This is a genomic window from Limisalsivibrio acetivorans (genome assembly GCF_000421105.1).
GTDB classification, from domain to species: domain Bacteria; phylum Chrysiogenota; class Deferribacteres; order Deferribacterales; family Geovibrionaceae; genus Limisalsivibrio; species Limisalsivibrio acetivorans.
Genome location: NZ_ATWF01000001.1, coordinates 1,368,565 through 1,390,785, shown reverse-complemented (window position 1 = coordinate 1,390,785; position 22,221 = coordinate 1,368,565). Strand labels below are relative to the sequence as shown.

Below are 22,221 nucleotides of genomic sequence, written 5' to 3'. Positions count from 1 at the left end.
ATGGTTCAAGGGATACATTCCGTTTCACGGCTAATTCAGAAAGCCGTTTAATTTAGGGTTATTTTAAATTTGTAGAAATTTCATCTATCTTTTAATGCGATGTAAAAAACATAAAACATATAAGTTTTGTAATATTTCTAAACCCTGATACAGAGCTAATAGTGAGCGATAATTCACATAATCTTCGGTTAAGGGAATTTAACTTATCACTATAAATGACTACAAAAATGGCACTAATATGTAACATATGTGCGCTTATGTCATAGCAGCTTACTATGATTGCTCCGTTTGCACTTTTTATCATACTTCATGGATATTAGAACGTGGTATTGAACTTATGATACTTTGATAGGGCTGTGATCCGGGGATATTTTAATCATCAATAATAATATTGAATTTTATAATCATGGTGAGATTGTGTCTAAATAGAACATATGTGCTTATGTTGGAAAATTCTGAGTATTACTGAAAAAGCCTATCTAAAGGGGGGGTAGTTAAGTAAAGCGAAGGTTATTATGCAAGGGTGATACATTCCTGATTTATTATGAAAGGTGAAGCTTTTCGCAGGAATATTTCTGTGGTCCGTTGTTGGTTTTAATGCTTGAGTTTGCCCGTAAGTCTGCTCAAGTGAGCGTTGTTTACTGGAAGATGCTGTGCACAAGGGGATGAGTGATTATCGGTGTTTCAGGTGACAGCTTCTCTTAGTTTCCTTCCAAGATCCTCGAATCTCTGAAGAGCCTCTGAATTATCCGCAATCCTTCCCTTGTAGAATGTATTGAGCACAGGAGATTCGGCGATAATCTCGTATCCGAGAGCCTCGAGCGGCATGCTCATCGCCTCCAGAGTGAAGCCCATATCCTTTTTGTCCGCCTGCTCGCAAACAGCAGCCACAACTGCCTTTCTCCCTTCTCCGGCAAGTTTGCTCCTCCATGGTCCGGGTCTTGGCTCCTCGAATTCATAGAAGCAGTAGAGCCTGTCGATGAAGGCCTTCATCCATGCTGTGACATTATAGTTATGCACGGGGGAGATAAGAAAGAGTCCCTTAGATTCGATAATGCGTGGATATATCTCCTGCATGCCGTCGTCAAAGCGTGAGCACTTGCCGGTTTTACGGCACATCTCACAGCCTACGCAAGGGCTGAAATCATAATCTGCCAGTCGTATCAGCCGGTCTGTCTTCGCCCCCGAGCAGAAGTATTCTGTGAGTATATCGGAGTTGCCTCCTTTTCTGGGGCTGGCTGTTATAGCTGTTATGTTTGCTGGAACAGTCATACATGACTTCTCGTTGTTGCCCTGTGAATAACCTCATGTATCATTCTCAGTTTACCAGCAACGAAGGGATTTATCACAAAGGGGTAGGCGTCCACCCTGCCGATGCTTCTGTTCAGGGCGTTCAGCACCACTGTGAACTCCATCCATTTGGATATTAAATCATCGAAGTTGCTGTAGTCTACATTCAGGTTGATTATCTCGAAGCTGAGGGCTGTTTCCAGACCGTCACGCATGTGGAGGTAATGCGCCCACGTCTCGGCCCAGTCCTCGAGGGGGTGCATGCTTGCATAGGCGGTAATGTGGGAGGTAAGCCATCCGTTTTTCGGCCCCTGCTCGTAGTATTTCTCCAGAGAATGCTGATAATCCTGATCCGGATCCCCGAAAAGCTCTGTGAACTGTTCGGTCCATCCACTGTTTTTAATCAGCCTGTCGTAGTAGTAGTGTCCAATCTCATGGCGGAAGTGCCCGAGGATTGTCCGGTATTGTTCGTTCATGCTTATCTGCATGCTGGCTCTGAAATCCGGATCTGCCTCAGCGATGTTCATGGTGATTACACCATCCTTGTGCCCCGTGTATGCAAACTCCAGATCTACATAGGGGTTAGAGCGTTGATCCTCCAGAAAATCGAAGCAGAGTGCACCCTCTGGAACCGTTCCGCATTCGTCGTATGTGAGTCCGTGGTTAAGGATGTTGTATAGCAGCCTTCTTTTCCTGGATTCAAGGGTATTCCAGCGGATCCGGTTCTTGTCGATACTTATCATTGGGATTGTGCGTGTTAGCCGGCAAGATGCACAGTAAATCTGAGGTGAATCTGCATCTATAAGCCAGTTACAGCTCAGCATTTCCCTGTTGTCGCAGTATTTATACACCCTTTCAATTGTGCGGCAGTATTCGCGAAGACCAGTAGCCTCGTCATGGTCAAGGGTGAATAGTCGCATTTTATCGGGATCAAAGCCAATATCCCGTGAACAGCTGTTGCAGACGGTGTTTTCAAAGAATATCTCCGAGCCGCAGCAGCAGAAGTAGCGTTTCATTTATTTAAACTCGGCGTTGAACCATGTGGATTCAATGTTGTTTCCTATGTTAAGTATTTTTTTCTGAATTTCATCCATACTGGAGTGCATCATTTCATGACATACTTCGTTAAAATCCAGGGAATTAATATATTTCTTTAGATCCAGAACCGCAAGGAGAACATCCTCATGATTAGGCAGTGTTTCGCTGAATACTGACAGAGTCTCTGCACAGTACCAAGCTGATCTTGGAAACTGCTTGTCCAGCATGAGAAATTTTATGACATCACTGCCGTTCACCCTCCGGCGCACACTCTGCCGGTACATCTGGTATGCGGCGATAGAACGCAGAAGGTTCATCCAGAGAATCCCTTCATATGGAGAAGATTCATCAGCGTCATTATTGAGCAGCCTTGAGCCGACATCAAGTATACGGGTTATCATATCTGTCCGCTCAAGCATTCTTCCTAGGATAAAGAAACGGTAGGTATCATTCCTGCTCATTCCGCTGGAGATAATGCCTTCAAACCTTTGGCCATAGTTTATTATGTTGGTTAAGTACTTTGTCCTGTTTGTCCTGGAGACAATATCACGGATGGAGCTGGAAAGGATGTATGCCTCATTTACCGTATTCCATACTTCGCTGGGCAGAATATCTCGAGTAGTTCGTGCATTTTCCCTCGCAGAACGGAGTGAGGAGCATAATGAGGCTGGGTTCTCTCTTTCTGTCACCAGGTAGCTTATGATATCACCCTCGTTCTTATTTCTACCCTCAAATTCGTCCTCAAGGCCTGTGATTGTTATAAGTGTGTACCAGTCTACGGAGGGGTTGACGGGTATATCAAGCAGTAGATTTGAATAGACATTCACAAGCCTTGCTGTATTCTCCGCCCTTTCCATATACCTCGAAAGCCAAAAAATTCTATTTGCAACTTTACTAAGCATTGTTGTTCCCCCTCTTTCCAATTACCCATGTGTCCTTACTGCCTCCCCCCTGGGATGAGTTAACCACGAGGGAGCCCTTCCTTAATGCCACCCTGGTCAGTCCGCCTGCGGTAACGTAGGAGTTCTCACCTTGAAGGATAAAGGGACGCAGATCCACATGGCGTCCTTCCACCTTGCCGTCGCAGAGTGTTGGGGTTATGGATAGCGACAGAGTGGGCTGGGCTATATAGTTGCGGGGGTTGTCTCTGATGAGTTTGCGGAATTTTTCTATCTCGTCCTTTTCCGCATGGGGGCCTACGATCATCCCGTATCCACCGGATTCATTGGCCGGTTTAACCACGAGCTCGGGGAGGTGTTCTATAACGTATTCCATAGATTCAGGATCACGGCAGAGCCACGTGGGTACGTTTTCGATGAGCGGCTCCTCACCAAGGTAATAGCGTATCATCTCGGGAACATAGCAGTAGACCACCTTGTCATCGGCGACACCCGTTCCGGGGGCGTTGGCTATGCCCACATTCCCGGCTTTCCATGCCCGCATGAGGCCCGGAACACCGAGCATAGAATCCTCCCTGAAAACCTCCGGATCGATGAAGCTGTCGTCTATCCGGCGGTATATAACATCAACCTGCTCAAGGCCGTAGATCGTTTTCATGTATACCTTGTCATCATCGTCCACGATGAGATCCGTTCCCTCCACAAGCTCTGCACCCATCTGCTGGGAGAGGAAAGCGTGTTCAAAATAGGCGGAATTATATACGCCGGGAGTAAGAACAGCGATAACCGGTTCCTTCTCCCTATCTGGAGCCAGTGAGGAGAGCATATCAAAGAGCTGTGCCGGGTAGTCGTCCACCGGAACGATCTCCATACTTCTGAAAAGCTCGGGGAAAACACGCTTGGTTACCTTACGGTTCTCAAGCATGTATGAAACGCCGGAGGGTACACGCAGATTGTCCTCAAGTACATAGAGCTTGCCGCTCCCGTCACGCACAAGGTCGCTTCCGCATATATTTGCCCATGCGCCGTGGGCGGGGGTTATCCCTATGCACTGTTCACGGTAGTCTCGGGAGGAGAGGATAATATCCTCGGGAACGATCCCCTCCTTGAGGATGTTGCGTTCGTTGTAGATATCCTGGATGAACATGTTGAGGGCACGGAGACGCTGGCTTAAGCCTCTTTCCGTAATAGACCATTCATCGCCGGGGATGATTCTGGGTATTATATCAAAGGGCCAGGCCCTGTCTATATTCTCCCCCTCGGAGTATACTGTGAAGGTGATGCCCATCTCGATGATGGCGGAAAGGGCGGCCTGCTTTGCTGATTCGATATCCTCTCCGGAGAGTCCGCAGAGAAACTCAAAGATGCCCCTGCTCTCCTTTCTGGGAAGTCCTTTGCCGCTGAACATTTCATCATAAAAGGAGGCGGGGTCGTAGCTGTTCCATGAATAGGACATAAATCACCCGCTCAAAACATTATTGCGCCCATGATGCATAGTGGGACACTTGTTCTATTATAACTCTTCAGGCGGGTAACGGCTACAGAATGTCCGGATTATGTCCGGAACTTGTCAGGTTATCTCTGTTTATTAAGCGTTCTTAAACCCCTGCGGCAAATCCTTTCCGTATGCTGTGAGGGGGACTCGCAAAGCCATCTTTCGCATATTCCTTTCGCCCAGTCCGGTCTGTCCTTGGAGGCATCGTTTATCCAGTTTGCCGCAGAATCCTGAACATACTTTGACGCATCATCTTTGAGCGGTTCCAGCACAGGTTCGCCCATCTCTGGTTGGAGCCGGAGTGCTTTGATATGCGGTGCCCAGACCCCTCTTGGGCGTGTGGCTTCGGAGGCGAAGCGTCGAATCGCTTCGGAGCTGTCCAAAGACCAATCTGCCAGTATATTCAGGGAGGCTTCCAACTCGTTGATGATATCCTTCCGCACAGCTATCCATGCCCACTCCCGCACGCTGTAGTGGCTGTCGTCTGCAAAGGGGCGTATAAGCCGGAGCCTTTCATCTACATGGACATCCTCCATGGCGCCGACAGCATAAGCCCCCCATCCTCTAACGGTGTCGGAAGGGTGGCTGAGGAGTTCTGGTATAATATCCCTGCCGTATGCTTCATGGAGAACTTCCCCGCACAGCTTCATGCGTTTCGTCACCCCTTCGTCCATAATCCCTTTGACCTTTGCCAGCATGTGTGCCGGGAGCTCTGGGAAGGTATTCTGCATCAATATGTGCTGGTTAACGGCCAGCCCCTCGGGTAGGTTAACTGCCTCAATCTCACCGCTGTTGAGCTTTTTGAGGATATCTGCCGGTATCTCTTTTATCGTTTTTGCGCCCTTTCTCTTCATGGTTTCCCCCTCGCTTGCAAGGATAGTATCAACGGAGTAAAGCACAGGTTATGGTATAAAAAAAGGCCGTCCATTACTGAACGGCCCTTTAAGCGTTTTGTTATTGATTGTGTTTACCTGTACTCGAAATCCACCATTTTTGTGATGAATTCGGTGTGCAGTCTACTATTGGAATATACTGAATTAGCAGAGAACTCAATCCTGTTCCTGCTTGCCCTGAAGTATAATTGCCTTTGCTGGTCTTTGTTCCACCTTGCAGAACCTTCACAGGAATAGCTCCAGTCATGGTTACCCTTTACCTCGGTAAATGATGAGTTCGATCTTTGAAATTCCCTTGAGCAGATGTTTTCAGAACCAGCCTTTACCTGCCAGTGAAGTTCAACATCTATTATCATCCAGGGATCACCGACCTTGTTTGTGGTAACCTTCTCGTTGACCAGGCCGTCAAAGTCCATCGTAAAGCTGGACCCTGTTTTGTTCACAAGCTCCATGTACATATCCTGCTGGGTATCGAGCCTACCCCATTTGGCTAATAAGCTGGTTCCCAGAGAAGCGCTGAGGTGCTCCATGTAAACCTTTTTATTAAAGGAGCTGTACCCTTGGGAGTATCCTCCAACGTGAGACCCTTCCCTCTTGTGGACCTCGGTATCGTTTCCGAAGTTGAACCATGGAACGGTTCTCGCCTCGGCAAGGCAGTTTGCATAGCGGACTCCACCCGGGTTTTTTGCTCCTGATCTGGGGTCTACTATGTCGAAGAAGACCACGTCCTCAACCTTGTCTTTAAATATGTATATCCTTGTGAAGGGGAAGTCGGAGTCCTTCTTGGCCTCAAGGTAACCTTCCATCTTGTCGAAACGTATCTTGATGAAGGCGATCTTCGTGTTCTTTGTGAACTCCCAGCGGCTGTTCCTGTTAAGCGACCAGCCGAGGTAGAAATCCTTCTCTTCGGGCGTTCTTGCCTTGTAATAACGTGTGCCTTTTCCGTTTATCTTAAGGATTGTGTAGTTCTTGAATTTATGGGAATTGGGTCCACGCAGGTAGTTGTTTATTATATCCGGATCTCCTGCTATGCGGTAAACGAAGGCGGCTTTGTGCTCGGGGATGAACTCCTGAGTTATCAGATCCGCCATGTAGAAAACGTCGTCTACCGTGCTGGGGAACATGGAGAATCCCCTGTCTTCAACGGCTATCATAGTCCTTGTATCCGCACTGGCGGCAACTAGCTGTTCCACACACTCAAGGAAATGCTCAGCCTGCTTCTTAAAGCGGGGATTTAGGACGTTGTTAATGTAGTCCTCTCCGGAGCTGTAATAGGAGCGTTCACCCTGATGGGAAGCAAAAACACCAAGGTTGTTGTCCCGATAGTTAAGCTTATTAACCATTATCAGAGAGCCTTTAACCTGAATCGCCATAACCCTGGTAAAGTAGCCTTCGATGGCCTTGTAGCTGTCCCATAGGATCTGTCCACGCTCCTCGGCATCATCGGTTCTGAGCATAAGGTTTGCGTAGGATTCCGTAAGATGATCGAGCCCTGCATCTGTGCCGAGGGCGCTTTCATACATGAGTGTATTGATAATCTCGAGCTCCGTATCAATATCCGGAAGTTCGGACATGTAAAGAGCCATCTTTTCAGGGGTGTTGGCTGAGAGAAAGCCTCTGAAAGAGGAATTGATCTTTGCGGCTGCTACCTCTGCATGGTTTATGGCGGCGAGGCCTATGCTCTTCTCGAAGTAATAATCGAGCTTTTTCAGAATCTCCTTCGTGTCGTCGGAGAGTTTGTCGATCTTCTCGTTTACCTCGTTGAGGGTGCTGAGAATCTCCTCAAGGAGTCTTTCTGTCTTCGCCTCTTTGGTTTCTATCCCCATGGCGGGGGCGAGATACTGGAAGGCTGTGCTCAGGGCAAAACCGATGGCTCCACTGGCAAGTCCCCCCACGACACCGTCAAAGATCTTTGTGCCGAAGCTTGCCTTAATGAGACGGTAATCACCGCCAACCTTATTAGCCGTCGAGAGCAGTCTTGACTCGGTGTCCATATCCTCAACCATGCTTTCGGCTAGGAAATCGAAGCCGTAGTTATCCTCGGAGGCGGTTTCAAACCACTCTGGAGATAAGAATTCATCTATTACGGCCTTATCGCTCAGGTCGGCCTCCTTTGGTATGGCGAAAAACCTTCTTACAGAATCCTTGGCAGACTCGTAATCGATCCCCGTATCCAGCATAAGCCTGTCCACAAGCGTTGTGAAAATATTTATGTTTATATCCTTTGTGAGCCCGCTGTTCTCTTCATCGGTATTCCCGAACTCCATGAAGGGGACGTATGCGGAAAGGCTTCCATCGAAGGATTCTCCATCAAGTGTTCCTCCGCTTGTCACCAGACGGAAAGGTTTATCCAGCGCCATCCCGCCGGAGAATTTCCAGCTGCCATTATAGTCGCTTTGGGCAGAAAAGGAGCTGTCGCCGATATAAAGCTTTAACTCAGCCCCCGACAAAGCTTCAGAGATAGAGGCTGTTCCGGTCACAGTTCCATTGTAGGGCTCTGTCATATTATCCATGACGTTTGCGATCCAGTTGTCAACATCCGTTCCATTGTCCATCTCGCTACGGAGGTACTCAAGAGCTGGTTCAAATCCCTCAATGGGGTTGCCTTCGGCATCGAGTGCGAAGGGGTCTCCGTCGTCTATGTCAAGCCCGATGGCTCTGTGAGCTTTGTCTTTGGCGTTTGCCCAGGACATGCCGTAGGTCTCCATTATCTCAACTGCAAGCGTGGTGAGCGGTGTTGCATCGCAGTCCGAGCTCTTGGTACAGATGTTTCGGAATGTGCTTTCGAAGGACTTTCCTGCTATGGTGCCTCCGTCCACATACAGTTCGTAAAGCTCCCTGTCGTGGACGTCTATGGAATATTCACCGGCTGAACCGGTGATGTCGCCCCCGAGGAACTCACCGTTATCGTCGTATACGCTTACATTGGCTCCTGTAAGCGGATCGTCTGCGGCTGTTCCCTTAATGGTTGTTCCCGAGCCGGATTCACCCTCTATGGCTCCGCAGGAATATAGGAATACGCTTAGAATGAGTACGAGTACGAAACTTATACAGTTTCTGCAGTAATGCCTTAAAACCCCCATAACAGATATCTCCTTTTAGTATATTGTTTTTTAACTATTGATTATAATCCTATACTTTACTGCAACTTAATGTCAACTCAATCTGGCGAACATGAATATATATTCAAATTAAGTACTTATAAGAAAGAGTAAAAAATGACTGAAATTTTATAATTAAGCAGTACTTAAAAAGCTTCAATGAGGAATTCGACACATATGTGTCGAATCTGGTATAATTGATTATCAATACGAGGAGGTGCTGTATGAAGCTACGCACTGTTCTTATTGTTCTTCTGATAGGAGTTTTTATCCTTGCCTGTGGAGGCGGGGGAGGGGGAGGCTCCTCGGAGGGTGGCGGTTTTGTGGATGACGATAACGAGACTGTAATCGATGATGATAACGATACCGTAATTGATGACAACGACACTGTTCAGCTCACATATCCCGTTGTGGATACGGGACAGACGGGCTGTTACGACTCATCTTCGGGCAACTCTGAACCGTGTTCAGGTAAAGGCTACGATGCTGACTACACAGGGAATCAGCCATCATATACAGTCACCGGAGGGATTGTTACGGACAAGGTTACGGGGCTTATGTGGATGCAGAGTACGGATCTTGACGACGACGGCGACCTGGCAGACGTTGACGATAAGCTGAGCTACGATGATGCTGTAACCTACTGCGCTGAGCTTGAACTTGGCGGATATTCCGACTGGCGGCTTCCAGATATAAAAACCCTGTATTCTCTCATACTTTTCACAGGAACAGACCCCACATCATACACTGGCACAGACACCGAGGGGCTGGATCTCTTCATAGACGGCTCATTCTCAAGAACCTTCGGGGATCAGGACAATGGCGAACGGCTCATCGATGGCCAGTACATCTCCTCCACTAAATACGTGTACACCACCATGAACGGGGATGAAACGGTATTCGGCGTTAACTTCGTAGATGGCAGGATAAAAGGGTATCCCGTTGCGATTGGGGGCGGGGACAAGCTCTTCTATCTTTCATGCGTTCGAGGTAACGGGGATTACGGCAAAAACAGCTACACCGATAACGGTGACGGAACGGTTACCGACAGTGCTACGGGCCTTATGTGGCAGAGGGGGGACAGTGCCTCATCAAGCTTTGAGGATGCTGTGAGTACCTGCGAATCCGCTTCAACGGCAGGCTATTCGGACTGGAGGCTCCCGAATGTAAAGGAGCTTCAAACCCTGGTGGACTACAGCAGATCACCCGATACCACGGGGAGTGCAGCCATCGACCCTGTGTTTTCCTCCACATCCTTTCTTAACGAGGAGGGTGCAACGGACTGGGGCTACTACTGGAGCAGTACCACCCACGCCTCCTACGGCGGGAACGGACGTTCAGGCTCCTATGTATCCTTCGGCAGGGCCCTCGGATATATGAACGGGAATATTATGGATGTCCACGGAGCAGGAGCACAGAGGAGCAACAGCAAACAGACTGAAAACGGTGAGGGTGCAGAGACCGCCCTCGATTATGAGGGGGATACCTTCTACTATAAAGGTCCCCAGGGGGATATACAGCGTATCGACAACATGGTGCGCTGTGTGCGTGATGCTGGCTAGTATTCCAGCAGGCCCTTTGGCGTTTTTTCGAAGATCTCAAGCTCCCTGAGTTCGTCGGGGAGCTTGTCCGTTCTTCCCAATACAAAATCTGCAAACTCCCTTCCGTTAGCCTTGAATTCTCTGGTGACCTGGAATCTTTCTATAACAACATTCTTCTCATCCGACAGGGGTATTGTCCTGAAAGGATGCTTATAGCTGACGCTTTGAAGTTGTCTGGCGGAGTAGTACGATATATTCAGTTCGGCATCGTTCAGCGATACCCCCCTGAGCAGTTCGGGGTGGGCATATAGGCTTAAGCCGTCCGGTGCGATGAGAAACTCCTCCGGATCATCGGCGTTCTCTGCGGTTCTCTTCAGTGTTTCAGGATCCGCATCGAGGCGTATCAGTCGTATGTAGCCGTTTTCTGTGATCTCCTCATATTCCCTGAGCATATATCCCGCAGAACGTTTTCTGGCGGCAAGCCCCTGATAACGGTTTTTGTACGGGAACGAACAGTAGTTGACAGGGAGACCAAGCCCCTCTTCGATACTGAAGAGCATGAGCTCCAGAGCAGTAATCTCCGATTCGATAACAACCACACGCTCCTCCTCGGCATAGGTGTAATCACGCCTCAGAAGCTTTTCTGCGTTATGGGGTGTAAGTCTCAGCTGATGGAGGTTCAGGTGATTCACGCCGAGCTTGGCAAGCTCCCGCATCCTCTCCTTGATCGTATCCTTCTCTTCGGGTACCGACGGGATCTCCACTGTTACAACGGGGATTACACCAACGGCCTTTTTAAGGTTGTCCAGCGAGTACGATGTGGCTCCGATGTCGAAGCGAAGCTCGTCCAGTCCCGCATCCCTCAGCTCTTCGGCACGCTCTTTGGTGAGCAGGATGCCGTTGGTGTACATCCAGATATACATTTCCGGGAACTCTCTGCGCACGGCGGAAATGTATGACAGGGTACGCTCCGGTGTAAGAAGCGGTTCGCCGCCACTTATGCTGACCCCTTTGAAGCCGAACTCCCGCAGGTATGCAACGTATTCATCGGGGGAGTTGAAGGTTACAGAGTTCGTTCCCGGCGGGTATGGCTCATCCTGCGGTGCCGGGCAGTAGAAACACCTTGCGTTACACTCACCGTTTATGAAAAGACATGACCAGAGCCCCTCGCCGCATAGCCTGCAACCGTTTGACAGGTTCGCACAGTCCCCTTTGGTTCCACCGAAGCCCAACTCAATCTTTCCTGCGAGCCTTTCTAAAAGCCGGTTTCTTTCGGCGTTCAGTTCCCCAGCCTTTGCCGGATCCGCAAAGGGGATATAGTCGTACAGCCTGCCGTATTCGCGGCGGTTCATCTCTTCGTATTTATCTTTCAATCATCTCACCGGTATGTTGATTCTCGAGCAAAAGATAAGATGCGTTTATTGGGACGATAAATCAACTATAATCTTCTGCTGATGAAGAAAAAAACAGATATGTACTCTTTTGTCCGAGCCTATTCCGTTGTTAACTCATGGAGTTTGTACTATTATAGTATTAATGCCTGATTTGCCTACGGGAGGCTGTTATGAAAAAGCAAATATTTGCCCTTCTTATTGTATTCCTGTTTTCCATTGGGGTGCAGGCGGAGGATGGGTATATAGGTAATGTGAAAACCCTTAAGGGGGAGGCTACTGTCACAAGAGGGGAAAATGTGATAGATGCTGAACTCGGTCTGCGTTTGGAGAAGGGTGATCTTGTTAAAACGTCTTCCGCTTCCGCTGTAGGTATTATTTTTGTCGATAGCACCCTAGTAACCATAGGTCCTTCCAGTGAACTCTTTCTGAACAACTACGTATTCGAACCCAAAGACAAAGAGTATGCCTTTGATGTATTGATGAAAAAAGGCTCTGCAATATATGACTCCGGTAAGCTGGGCAAGCTTGAGCCCGGTGCTGTTAAGTTCAGAACCCCCAAGGCCACCATAGGCATAAGGGGAACCAGATTTTACGTGGAAGTGGAGTAGATATGAGACTTTTTCTGATAATGATCATTGTATCATCGGCACTCCTCGCCGGATGTACCAAGAAAACAACCGTTGTGCTCCTCCCCGATTCCGAAGGGAATGTCGGGAGTGTGGATGTTAAGAGTACAGAGGGTGGAAGCAGAACACTCTCCAAGGCTGGGGAAAGAACCGTTGTGCGCTTTGAAAGCTGGAATCCCTCAAAACCGAAGGTCGCCAAGGATCAGGGTATAAACAACAGCATTGAAGAGCTGAAGGCATCTCAACCTCCCAAACCCGTAAGCTATACACTTTACTTCAAGCATGCCTCCATCTACCTCACAGACGAGTCCGAGAAGCTTATACCAGTTATCATTGAAGAAGCCCGAAAGAGGGAACCAAGTGAGGTGAGCCTCATAGGCCACAGCGACACCATGGGGCCAGCGGATTATAACGTTCTGCTCTCCAAACAGAGGGCCCAGGCGGTTTATGATATCCTTGCAGAGGAAGGGCTCGATATCAGGAAGCTTCATGTGGAATCCCACGGTGAGAACGATCTGCTTATCCAGACCGAGGATGATGTGAGTGAGCCGAGAAACAGGCGTGTTGAGGTTATGATCCGGTAACTCTGCCGGGTCTTGTTATTATGGGAGATAGAAAGGAAGATTCTGCCGATTCTGTGTTTCTGAGAAAAAGTGTTCAGAGGTGGTTGCTTGTATTAAGCTCGGTTATCACTGCAGCTGTTATTATACTTGTATCCGGCTCCGGCTTTTCCGTTTACAGGATTGCGGATTACAAGATCTACGACCTATTCACCTCCCTTGTGGAGGATAAGGATACCAGTAAATCCATTGTTATCGTTGATATCGATGACGAAACCCTCAGCTCCGCAGGGCAGTGGCCGTGGCCCCGTTACAGAATGGCCCGCCTGCTTATGCACCTCCGGAACAGCGGTGCGGCTGCTGTGGGGCTCGATATTGTTTTCTCCGAGCAGGATAGAACATCAATAACAAGCATCAAAGATGCATACAAGCATGAATTTGGTATTGATATTGAGGTGGAAGGTCTGCCCGAAGAGCTCAAGGATAATGATAAACTCCTTGCTCAGGTTATCGACGGTGGACCTTTTATCCTGAGCAATTTCTTCTTTTCGGACTATCAGTACCCCGACACCAACTGCATCCTCCATCCTCTGAATGTTATTGAGGGGAAGGGCGTTCTTCCTGAACCTTATCGGGCGAAAGGATTTCTCTGCAACAGAAAAGTATTTTCCCAGTCGGCAGAGTATAAGGGCTTCTTTAACGCCTTCCGGGACAGGGATGGCGCACTCCGAAGGTTGCCGCTTCTTGCAAAATATAACGGGGATTATTATCCGAGCCTCGCCCTTGCAACGTTCCTGAGCATGCAGGAGAAAAACAGTATTGAGATTGGCGAGGATTCCAGAGGATATTTCGTAAAGGTCTGGGGAAGGAAGATTCCCGTTGATAAGCATGGGAACGTGCTCTTTAATATCAAAGGTGAGAAGGGTTTCTACAATTACATATCCGCAGTTGATATACTCACAGGAGACTACAAACCCGAAGACATAAGGGGGAAGATCGTTTTCATAGGCTCCACAGCTGTCGGGCTTAACGACCTTCATAATGTAGCGGGAACCCTCTATTTCCCGGGTGTTGAGGTGCATGCCACATTTGTTGACAACCTGATAAACAGAGACTTTTTCAGTATCCCCAAATGGGGTAGAGATCTGGAGATTGGGCTTATTCTATTCTTCAGTCTTATCGTCTCCCTTGCTCTTTCATTTCGGAATAATGCCATTACAGCCCTCACACTCCCCGTTGGACTGGGCTTGGTGCTTTCAGGTTCCCTTCTGCTTTTGGAGCACACGCATATGTATGTATCCCCCTTAGCTGTCGTTGTGGCATTATTCGCAGTATTCCTTATTTCAATATCACTGAACTATTCCATAGAGATGCGCCGTTCTCTGCAGTGGGCAAATATTCTAGCCAGAACCCATGAGGCGGCCATCGAGAGTATGGCCACCGTTGCTGAAACGAGGGATCCGGAAACGGGTGCGCACATTATCCGTACGCAGAATTATGTGAAACGTCTCGCAGAGCATATGAGCGACAAACCCGAGTATAAAAAGATATTGACCAAGAGGTATATAGAGCTGTTGTATATCTCTGCGCCCATGCACGATATCGGCAAGGTTGGGGTTCCGGATAATATATTGCTGAAGCCGGGGAGGCTCGATGAGGCTGAGTTTGAGGAGATGAAGAAGCATGCTGTCTACGGCCTCAACATCATACACGGTGCGCAGGAAAAGATTCCAGAAAACGAGTTCCTGCGTATGGCTGCGGATATAGCATATACACATCATGAAAAGTGGGACGGAAGCGGTTACCCCAGAGGCCTGAAGGGTGCTGAGATACCCCTTGCGGGGAGGCTTATGGCCATTGCAGATGTTTACGATGCGCTCATCTCAAAGAGGCACTATAAGGCGCCGATGGGGCATGAAAAGGCTATGTCCATTATCAAAGAGGGGAGAGGAACGCACTTTGATCCTGAGCTGGTGGATGCCTTTTTGGAGATCGAGTCGGATTTTGCCGAGATCGCATTAAAGTTTAGCGATTGATAGTGACATTTAAGCCTGTGAAATGTCTTAAAGAAGTCTGTGTCTACTGAACAATAGCTATTTAAGGGGTGCTTTTTGGGAACAAACCACCCCTTAAGAACCCCTCAAAAACTCATTTCTAGTCGTTAATCTTCAATAATGTATACTTTTGTACAGCTCAGTTTTCGTATAACTAAACCACATCTGAATTAATCTGGAAAATTCAGCTTCGCCTTCAGAGCCAACATCCGGGTTGGCTTTATTCGCTTCAACCTTTATAAAAATCCCAAAATGGGTTTTTAAGGGGATTCTAAGGGGAAAGTTTTCCCTAAAAATTTCCCCTTAGTCTTTATTTTATTTATGGAATTTACCATCCATGGAAATTCCATTGTTGTTCGGGCAAAGAAACTTTGCCCTCTCGTACTTCCGGCTACATAAATTGAATAAAATTCAATTTAACTCCGCCTTCAGGGCTTCCATCCATGGAAGCCTGTTGAGTAGCGACCTTAGTAGTTATCTACAGCGTGAGTTTTTGAGGGGTGCGGGGAACTTTGTTCCCCAAAAAGTTCCCTGCGATCTTTTTTTAATTAATTTGGGAAATTCATCATCCTGAGAATTTCCCTGGTCTGATTTTATCTATGGAATTTACCATTCATGGAAATTCCATTGTTGTTCGAGCGGGGTTACCCCGCTCTCTCGTACTTCCGGCTACATAAATCGAATAAAATTCAATTTAACTCCGCCTTCAGGGCTTCCATCCATGGAAGCCTGTTGAGTAGCGACCTTAGTAGTTATCTACAACGTGAGTTTTTGAGGGGTGCGGGGAACTTTGTTCCCTAAAAAGTTCCCTGCCGCTACGCTTGGCAAAGCCTTCGCTCCGATTACTTCCGTTATGGAAGAAAGAATGCTTTTGCCTTTAACCCTTTTTTTTAATTATTTTTTCAAGCGCTGTTTATCAGTTACTTACGGAGTCTCTTGAAAAAAGGGTTTTTGCTCTTTTATTTATACTATGGTAATATTCACAGGTAGCTATGAGTATTCATGAACGGTTCACTGCCGCACAGGCAGCTTAGAAAGCTACGAGATATCGTAATGAACTTTCCGTATCGTTCACTGCCGCACAGGCAGCTTAGAAAAATGGCGGGAAACGCCACCGCAAGACCGCCGGGTTCACTGCCGCACAGGCAGCTTAGAAAGCTGTGCAGGCATCACAACTCTTAAAGAGACTGTTCACTGCCGCACAGGCAGCTTAGAAAGTTGGGCGTGGGGTGTATAACCTGGACCGCATGTTCACTGCCGCACAGGCAGCTTAGAAATAAAAAAAATTGCTCAAATTGAAATTTCTGTCGTTCACTGCCGCACAGGCAGCTTAGAAAACTGGCACGGGGAAGAGCTTAATCGGTATGTCGTTCACTGCCGCACAGGCAGCTTAGAAATTTAAATTAGCATGTCTGAGATCAACGCCTCTGTTCACTGCCGCACAGGCAGCTTAGAAATTGATATTAGCGCACCAGAAATTAGCGCCTTTGTTCACTGCCGCACAGGCAGCTTAGAAATTGAAGGCGCTAACCTAAGCGGTGCCGACCTCGTTCACTGCCGCACAGGCAGCTTAGAAACGGCGATATAGATTATCACGAAGCGGATAGTAGTTCACTGCCGCACAGGCAGCTTAGAAATTACTTCTTCAGCACTATAACCGAGTTCAGTGTGTTCACTGCCGCACAGGCAGCTTAGAAACGAAGCACGTAATCGCAAAACTATACGGCTTCGTTCACTGCCGCACAGGCAGCTTAGAAACTTATTGCCGGGGTTTTCTCCTCTTGTGTATTGTTCACTGCCGCACAGGCAGCTTAGAAATATGAGATTAGCATGCCTGAGATCAACCTTTGGTTCACTGCCGCACAGGCAGCTTAGAAAATTTTGTGTCGCAAAAGACAACCTTTATATCCGTTCACTGCCGCACAGGCAGCTTAGAAAAGTAAAAATCGCTTTCTCACACGTAAGGATGCGTTCACTGCCGCACAGGCAGCTTAGAAATGCACACTCAAGAGCCTCGGTTATTTCCGGCTGTTCACTGCCGCACAGGCAGCTTAGAAATATCAAAAGATACTGCACACGACACTTGAAGAGTTCACTGCCGCACAGGCAGCTTAGAAAGCTCTCCTGCGGATCATCTCTTGAAGTCCTGCGTTCACTGCCGCACAGGCAGCTTAGAAAGTCATGATGTTTCCTCCGTTTTTTTTGTCGCAGTTCACTGCCGCACAGGCAGCTTAGAAAATCCGCTTATCTGTGTTTAAACCATATGAGAGGTTCACTGCCGCACAGGCAGCTTAGAAAATAGATATTACATTACCAGACGTTTTTCCCGTGTTCACTGCCGCACAGGCAGCTTAGAAATAACATAATTAAGCCTGCTGGGGAAGCTCTGGGTTCACTGCCGCACAGGCAGCTTAGAAACCCGAGGACGAACCAAGAGGACTACATAATACGTTCACTGCCGCACAGGCAGCTTAGAAATGAACAGTCACTTCCTGCACCGACCGATTTTGGTTCACTGCCGCACAGGCAGCTTAGAAAGGATACGTCGGACCGAGCAGAGGAGGAGGCTAGTTCACTGCCGCACAGGCAGCTTAGAAATATTTGGCTGACATCATGCGGGAATCAATATGGTTCACTGCCGCACAGGCAGCTTAGAAAAATTCCATCACAACCCCGTCTTACATACAGGGGTTCACTGCCGCACAGGCAGCTTAGAAACAGTCTCCGGTGCGGGCTAGTTCCGCCCTTGCAGTTCACTGCCGCACAGGCAGCTTAGAAAGGATGGCGCAGCTGGACTTGCTTACCTCAAAGGTTCACTGCCGCACAGGCAGTATTTTCATTATCAAGATTTGTTTTTAAGGGGTTTCAGGGGAACTTTTTACATAAAAATTTCTTCTGAATTAATCTGGAAAATTCATCATCCTGAGAATTTCGAGGATGTGAACTAAACTTCGTCTGAATGAAATTCATACCAACTTTTCTACATATTTACGTGATGTGCAATTCTCTTTAAAATATTGTAACCTGTGTAATAATTGAAGGGTTGGAGGCTTGTATGGAAGATTTGAACCCCTCGGACATGAAGACAATCCTGCTCTCGAAGCGGGCAAACATATACTATCTTGAGCATACCAGAATCCTTGTTAAGGGTGGCCGTGTTGAGTATGTGGCTGAGCGTGGCAAAAGGAGCGATTATTACAACATCCCCATTGCGAACACAACCGTAATTATGCTTGGCCCTGGGACATCTGTCACGCAGGCGGCGATAAGGTATCTGGCTAAAGCGGGCGTACTTCTCGGCTTTTGCGGTGGTGGCGGAACCCCGTTTTTCGGTGGAACGGAATGGGATGGCAGGGAAACAGAGATGCTTTACGTAACCCCGCAGAGTGAATACCGGCCTACTAATTATCTCCAGTCTTGGGTCTCTTTTTGGTTTGATGAAGAGAAACGGTTGAAAGCTGCGAAGCTGTTTCAGAAAAAACGTTTGGAGAACATATCGAAGGGGTGGTTCCATAATATATTAACTGAACAGAACTTTCAACCAGCTGAAACCGGTCTGAATAATGCGCTGGATAGGTTCTCTGGAAAGATAGAAAAGGCTGAGAGCACAAATGATCTTCTTATGCATGAGGCGGAGCTGACAAAGAAGCTATACGGTAATGCGTCAAGATCCTGCAGTATAGCAGAATTTAAGCGGTCTGAACGTGGTGATTCCCGGGATATGGCAAACAAGATGCTGGATGCGGGAAACTATCTCGCCTATGGCCTGGGCGCCGCATCCGCATGGGTGCTCGGTCTACCCCACGGCCTTGCTGTTCTGCATGGTAAAACTAGGCGGGGCGGACTTGTCTTTGATATTGCAGACATTATTAAGGATGCTCTAATACTTCCGCAGGCCTTTGTCTCTGCCTCAAACGGTGAGGATATGCGCGAATTTCGTGACAGATGTATAAGCAACTTTCTAAGGTACGGCGCAATGGACGTCATGATCGATACAGTGAAAGAGACCTGTCAAGAGATGCAGAAGGAGCACGAATGAATGTTCTTATAGTTTCCCAGTGCTCGAAGAATGCCCTTAAAGAGACCCGTCGAGTTGTGGACCAGTTTGCCGAGCGGAAGGGTGAGCGTGTTTGGCAGACGGAGATAACGAAACAGGGGCTTGATACGCTTTATAAGATGCTCAGGAGGAGTGCGAGACGAAACACCTCCGTTGCCTGCCATTGGCTTAAGGGTCGGAATCGGAGTGAGATTCTGTGGTTTGTCGGTGATATAAGTAGGTTCACAAGCACCGGAACCGTACCCACGAATTCGACGGAGAAGGATATTTTGCGCAGTGCGGACGAGAATGATTGGGCAACGGGGGAGCAGATACGTGTTTTGAGTGCTCTTGGTGCATTGTTTCATGATTTTGGAAAAGCGAATAATGACTTTCAGAAATGTTTGGCTCAAAAGGGGAATACCGTAAACATTATTCGCCACGAATGGATTTCCGTATTGATATTGGAGGCGATGGCCTCGGGCAAGACGGATGGAGAATGGCTTCATGAGCTTGAATCAGGGAAATGGGATGGCGAATCAATAAGGAGTGCAGCGCTGGAAAAGCTGTGGGAAAAAGAACATGCACCGCTGAAAAATCTACCGCCCATAGCCCGTTTCGTCGGATGGCTTGTTCTTTCCCATCACAGACTTCCCACACCAGACCCGGAGGAGAGGGGAAATATTGATGGCTATATTAATTACCCCTTTAACCATGCGAATGTGCGGTGGAATCATTTCCGGGATGACAACGATCAAAAGCGCCGGAAGGCATTGGAATTATTACAAAAACTTCCCACAGAGAGCGAGGAGTGGCAAAAGAGAGCCGCAAAGGCCGCCAGAGCGGTTTTACGAATTATAGACTTAGAGCAGGTTGAGAAATGCCCTCCGGAGAATAATCATTATATATCCGCCTATTGCAGGCTGACACTCATGATGGCGGATCACATCTATTCCGGCATAGGTGAACCGCACAAACGAGAAACATTTGATAAATCGGATAAAGTGCTTGCAAACAAAACAGGCGATCCCCCCCAGCGGCTGGACGAGCATATAATCGGCGTTGAAAAGATGTGCCACCGTATCCTTTTCGAGCTCATGGGAGTTGATAACGCCTTTTCACGTATAGCCCGTCACAAGCTCTTTCGTAAAAACACCAGAGAAAAAAGGTTTATGTGGCAAAACGATGCTTTTGCATTGGCCGAGTCGGTGCGTGAAGATTCGAGAGAGAGGGGATTCTTCGGTATAAATATGGCCTCTACTGGTTGCGGCAAAACCATTGCGAATGGTCGGATAATGTATGGTCTTGCGGATCAGGAGCGTGGAGCGAGGTTCACCATAGCGCTGGGGCTTCGTGTTCTGACACTCCAGACCGGGCAGGCCTATAGAGAGATGATGAATCTTGATGAAACGGACCTCGGGATACTCGTCGGCGGTCAGGCGTATCGTGATTTATATGAGGAGAACGAGAACTTTAAGGGGAGTGAATCCGCAGAGGACCTGATGCCGGAAAACAGTTATGTCCATTATGAAGGCGCATTGGACACCGGAGTTTTAGCTGAGTGGCTTTCGGGCAGGAGAGGGGCAGTAAAGCTCCTCAGCTCACCTGTTCTTACATGTACCATAGACCACCTGATCCCGGCATCCGAAGGGATAAGGGGTGGCCAGCAGATTGCCCCCATGCTTCGCCTTATGACCAGTGACCTTGTTTTGGATGAGCCGGACGATTTCGATGTGGGTGATCTTTATGCGCTTTCGAGGCTGGTATATTTCGCTGGTCTGGCTGGGAGTCGTGTTTTGCTTTCCTCTGCGACTATAACACCATCTATCGCCGAAGCGCTGTATAGGGCATATTCCAGAGGCCGTATAGAGTTCAATAGAAACCGGGGGAGGTGTTGTGCTCCAGTCTGTGCGTGGTTTGATGAGTATGGCTGTACCTCGGACCGGCCCAGTGGTGTGAAATCGTTCATTGAAAAGCATGGCGATTTTGCAAAGCGAAGAATTGAAAGGCTCAAGAATGAGGTTGTACGCAGGCGTGGTGTACTGATTCCTTATGAGCCGGGTGACAATAAAGATAACTCCGGTGAGGCGGAGACGAGACTTGCCGAGCTTGTGGGGGAGCAGTCGGTAAAGTTCCATAATGAGCATCATACAGTGACAGCAGAGGGGAAGCGTATGAGCTTCGGCTTGGTGCGGATGGCGAATATCCGTAACCTTGTTAAAACTGTCCTCTCTTTTGCAAGTCTCGAGCCTCCGGAGGGTGTATGCTTCCATTTCTGCTGTTATCACTCCCGTTATCCGATGATCATGCGCTCGAATATAGAGTTTGTATTGGACGAAATACTCAACAGAAAAAAAGAGTTCAGTCCCGAGAGTAACGAGTTTTTGGCGGAGGCACTCAAGAAGGATGGCATAGATCATATATTTATAGTCTTTGCCTCTCCAGTGGCGGAGGTAGGCAGGGACCACGATTACGACTGGGGAATAGTGGAGCCATCGAGCATGCGTTCGATTATTCAGCTTGCCGGAAGGATCATGCGGCACAGGGAGGTGAAGTGCGAAACACCGAACCTGGGGATACTTAGGAAAAATATCCGTGGAAAGTTTAGCATGCCCGGGTTTGAAAGGTATGGTTTTAAGATAAACAGCCATGACCTCAGCGAGGCTTTAGAGCCAGAGCAGTATGAGGTGATCAGCTCGATTCCCCGGCTATTGGAGCGGGATGTGGAGGACAGATGTGATAACCTGAGCGATTTCGAACATTATGTTCTGCGCAGTCATTTAATCGAGTCTAGCAAGGTACGTCCGGCTAAGAGTTTTTGGGCTACTAAGGCTTATCTCACAGGTGTGATACAGAGTAATACACGCTTCAGAAAGGGTAGTCCTGAGACTGGCTATTTCCTTCAGATTGATGAGGACGGGGAAACATGCTTTTGTGTGACTCCCTATTCGCTGGATGAAATGAGTCAGGCAGATTCGGATAGCACCGCAAAGAGAGACAGCTCCTTTAATCGTGTGGATCTGGAGACACCTGAGCGAAGCAGTACATTTATAAACCTGGATTACACCGATCTCTTAGGGCGTATTGCTGATGAGAAAAACCTTTCGTTAGAGGAAGCCTCACTTCGATATGGAACCTTCGGAGTAAGGGAGAGCGCTAGGGCTCTGCACTTCAACGAGCGTTTAGGTATATGGGATGACTGAAAGCTGGAACTGCCTTGCGGCAGTGGATATATAAAATACAAAGATATAATTCTAAGCTGTCTTCTCGACAGTGATCTATTATACACAATAG

The 22,221-nt window shown here is 48.0% G+C and carries 13 protein-coding genes and 1 CRISPR repeat array; of the genes, 6 read left to right on the top strand and 7 right to left on the bottom strand.

The window, feature by feature from the left end; all coding sequences use genetic code 11:
• Positions 1–684 precede the first annotated feature (684 nt).
• The 6 genes from K300_RS0106585 to K300_RS0106560 form a co-directional block, all read right to left on the bottom strand.
• The gene (locus K300_RS0106585) at positions 685–1,272 is read right to left on the bottom strand and encodes a flavodoxin family protein (protein ID WP_022850874.1); all 588 of its coding nucleotides are present in this window, start codon (positions 1,270–1,272) and stop codon (positions 685–687) included.
• On the bottom strand, positions 1,269–2,306 hold the full coding sequence (locus tag K300_RS0106580; RefSeq protein ID WP_022850873.1) for a zinc-binding metallopeptidase family protein: 1,038 nt from the start codon (positions 2,304–2,306) through the stop codon (positions 1,269–1,271). The genes K300_RS0106585 and K300_RS0106580 overlap by 4 nt, the downstream gene beginning before the upstream one ends.
• Positions 2,307–3,230: an alpha-E domain-containing protein gene (locus K300_RS0106575; RefSeq protein WP_022850872.1), complete on the bottom strand. Its 924-nt coding sequence runs from the start codon at positions 3,228–3,230 to the stop codon at positions 2,307–2,309.
• Complete coding sequence (locus tag K300_RS0106570) at positions 3,223–4,683, bottom strand: circularly permuted type 2 ATP-grasp protein (RefSeq protein WP_022850871.1); 1,461 nt, start codon at positions 4,681–4,683, stop codon at positions 3,223–3,225. The genes K300_RS0106575 and K300_RS0106570 overlap by 8 nt, the downstream gene beginning before the upstream one ends.
• Before the next feature lie 119 nt (positions 4,684–4,802).
• Entirely contained in the window at positions 4,803–5,576 is a 774-nt protein-coding gene (locus tag K300_RS0106565; protein ID WP_022850870.1) for a DNA alkylation repair protein, read from the bottom strand.
• Between the two features lie 113 nt (positions 5,577–5,689).
• Complete coding sequence (locus K300_RS0106560; protein WP_022850869.1) at positions 5,690–8,698, bottom strand: hypothetical protein; 3,009 nt, start codon at positions 8,696–8,698, stop codon at positions 5,690–5,692.
• Positions 8,699–8,940: 242 nt separating this feature from the next.
• Here K300_RS0106560 and K300_RS0106555 point away from each other — a divergent pair, with 242 nt between their 5' ends.
• Positions 8,941–10,278, top strand: coding sequence for an Lcl C-terminal domain-containing protein (locus K300_RS0106555; RefSeq protein WP_022850868.1), 1,338 nt, complete (start codon positions 8,941–8,943; stop codon positions 10,276–10,278).
• Here the strand turns inward: K300_RS0106555 and K300_RS14840 are convergent.
• Positions 10,275–11,630 (bottom strand): radical SAM protein, encoded by a 1,356-nt coding sequence (locus K300_RS14840; protein WP_022850867.1) that lies wholly within the window; start codon positions 11,628–11,630, stop codon positions 10,275–10,277. The genes K300_RS0106555 and K300_RS14840 overlap by 4 nt on opposite strands.
• A 191-nt stretch (positions 11,631–11,821) precedes the next feature.
• Here K300_RS14840 and K300_RS0106545 point away from each other — a divergent pair, with 191 nt between their 5' ends.
• The 5 genes from K300_RS0106545 to cas3f all read left to right on the top strand — a co-directional run bounded on the left by K300_RS0106545 (position 11,822) and on the right by cas3f (position 22,130).
• The gene (locus tag K300_RS0106545) at positions 11,822–12,259 is read left to right on the top strand and encodes a FecR family protein (protein ID WP_022850866.1); all 438 of its coding nucleotides are present in this window, start codon (positions 11,822–11,824) and stop codon (positions 12,257–12,259) included.
• Positions 12,260–12,261: 2 nt separating this feature from the next.
• A complete protein-coding gene (locus tag K300_RS0106540; protein WP_022850865.1) occupies positions 12,262–12,861 on the top strand; it encodes an OmpA family protein in 600 nt (199 codons plus the stop codon).
• Between the two features lie 83 nt (positions 12,862–12,944).
• Positions 12,945–14,873 carry a CHASE2 domain-containing protein gene (locus K300_RS14835; protein ID WP_162139863.1) on the top strand — a complete coding sequence of 643 codons (1,929 nt, stop codon included), beginning with the start codon at positions 12,945–12,947 and terminating at the stop codon, positions 14,871–14,873.
• A 1,027-nt stretch (positions 14,874–15,900) separates the two neighbouring features.
• Positions 15,901–17,670: a CRISPR direct-repeat array (repeat unit 28 nt; unit sequence GTTCACTGCCGCACAGGCAGCTTAGAAA).
• A gap of 276 nt (positions 17,671–17,946) precedes the next feature.
• Entirely contained in the window at positions 17,947–18,930 is a 984-nt protein-coding gene (gene cas1f / locus K300_RS0106530; RefSeq protein ID WP_022850863.1) for a type I-F CRISPR-associated endonuclease Cas1f, read from the top strand.
• Positions 18,927–22,130: a type I-F CRISPR-associated helicase Cas3f gene (gene cas3f / locus K300_RS0106525; protein ID WP_022850862.1), complete on the top strand. Its 3,204-nt coding sequence runs from the start codon at positions 18,927–18,929 to the stop codon at positions 22,128–22,130. Before cas1f ends, cas3f begins: the two co-directional genes overlap by 4 nt.
• The last annotated feature ends 91 nt before the right edge of the window (positions 22,131–22,221 follow it).

Coding starts and splice junctions, on each gene's coding strand:
- cas1f (WP_022850863.1), top strand. CDS start 17,947: ATGGAAGATTTGAACCCCTCGGACATGAAGACAATCCTGCTCTCGAAG.
- K300_RS0106540 (WP_022850865.1), top strand. CDS start 12,262: ATGAGACTTTTTCTGATAATGATCATTGTATCATCGGCACTCCTCGCC.
- K300_RS0106570 (WP_022850871.1), bottom strand. CDS start 4,683: ATGTCCTATTCATGGAACAGCTACGACCCCGCCTCCTTTTATGATGAA.
- K300_RS0106575 (WP_022850872.1), bottom strand. CDS start 3,230: ATGCTTAGTAAAGTTGCAAATAGAATTTTTTGGCTTTCGAGGTATATG.
- K300_RS0106565 (WP_022850870.1), bottom strand. CDS start 5,576: ATGAAGAGAAAGGGCGCAAAAACGATAAAAGAGATACCGGCAGATATC.
- cas3f (WP_022850862.1), top strand. CDS start 18,927: ATGAATGTTCTTATAGTTTCCCAGTGCTCGAAGAATGCCCTTAAAGAG.
- K300_RS0106580 (WP_022850873.1), bottom strand. CDS start 2,306: ATGAAACGCTACTTCTGCTGCTGCGGCTCGGAGATATTCTTTGAAAAC.
- K300_RS0106545 (WP_022850866.1), top strand. CDS start 11,822: ATGAAAAAGCAAATATTTGCCCTTCTTATTGTATTCCTGTTTTCCATT.
- K300_RS0106585 (WP_022850874.1), bottom strand. CDS start 1,272: ATGACTGTTCCAGCAAACATAACAGCTATAACAGCCAGCCCCAGAAAA.
- K300_RS0106555 (WP_022850868.1), top strand. CDS start 8,941: ATGAAGCTACGCACTGTTCTTATTGTTCTTCTGATAGGAGTTTTTATC.
- K300_RS0106560 (WP_022850869.1), bottom strand. CDS start 8,698: ATGGGGGTTTTAAGGCATTACTGCAGAAACTGTATAAGTTTCGTACTC.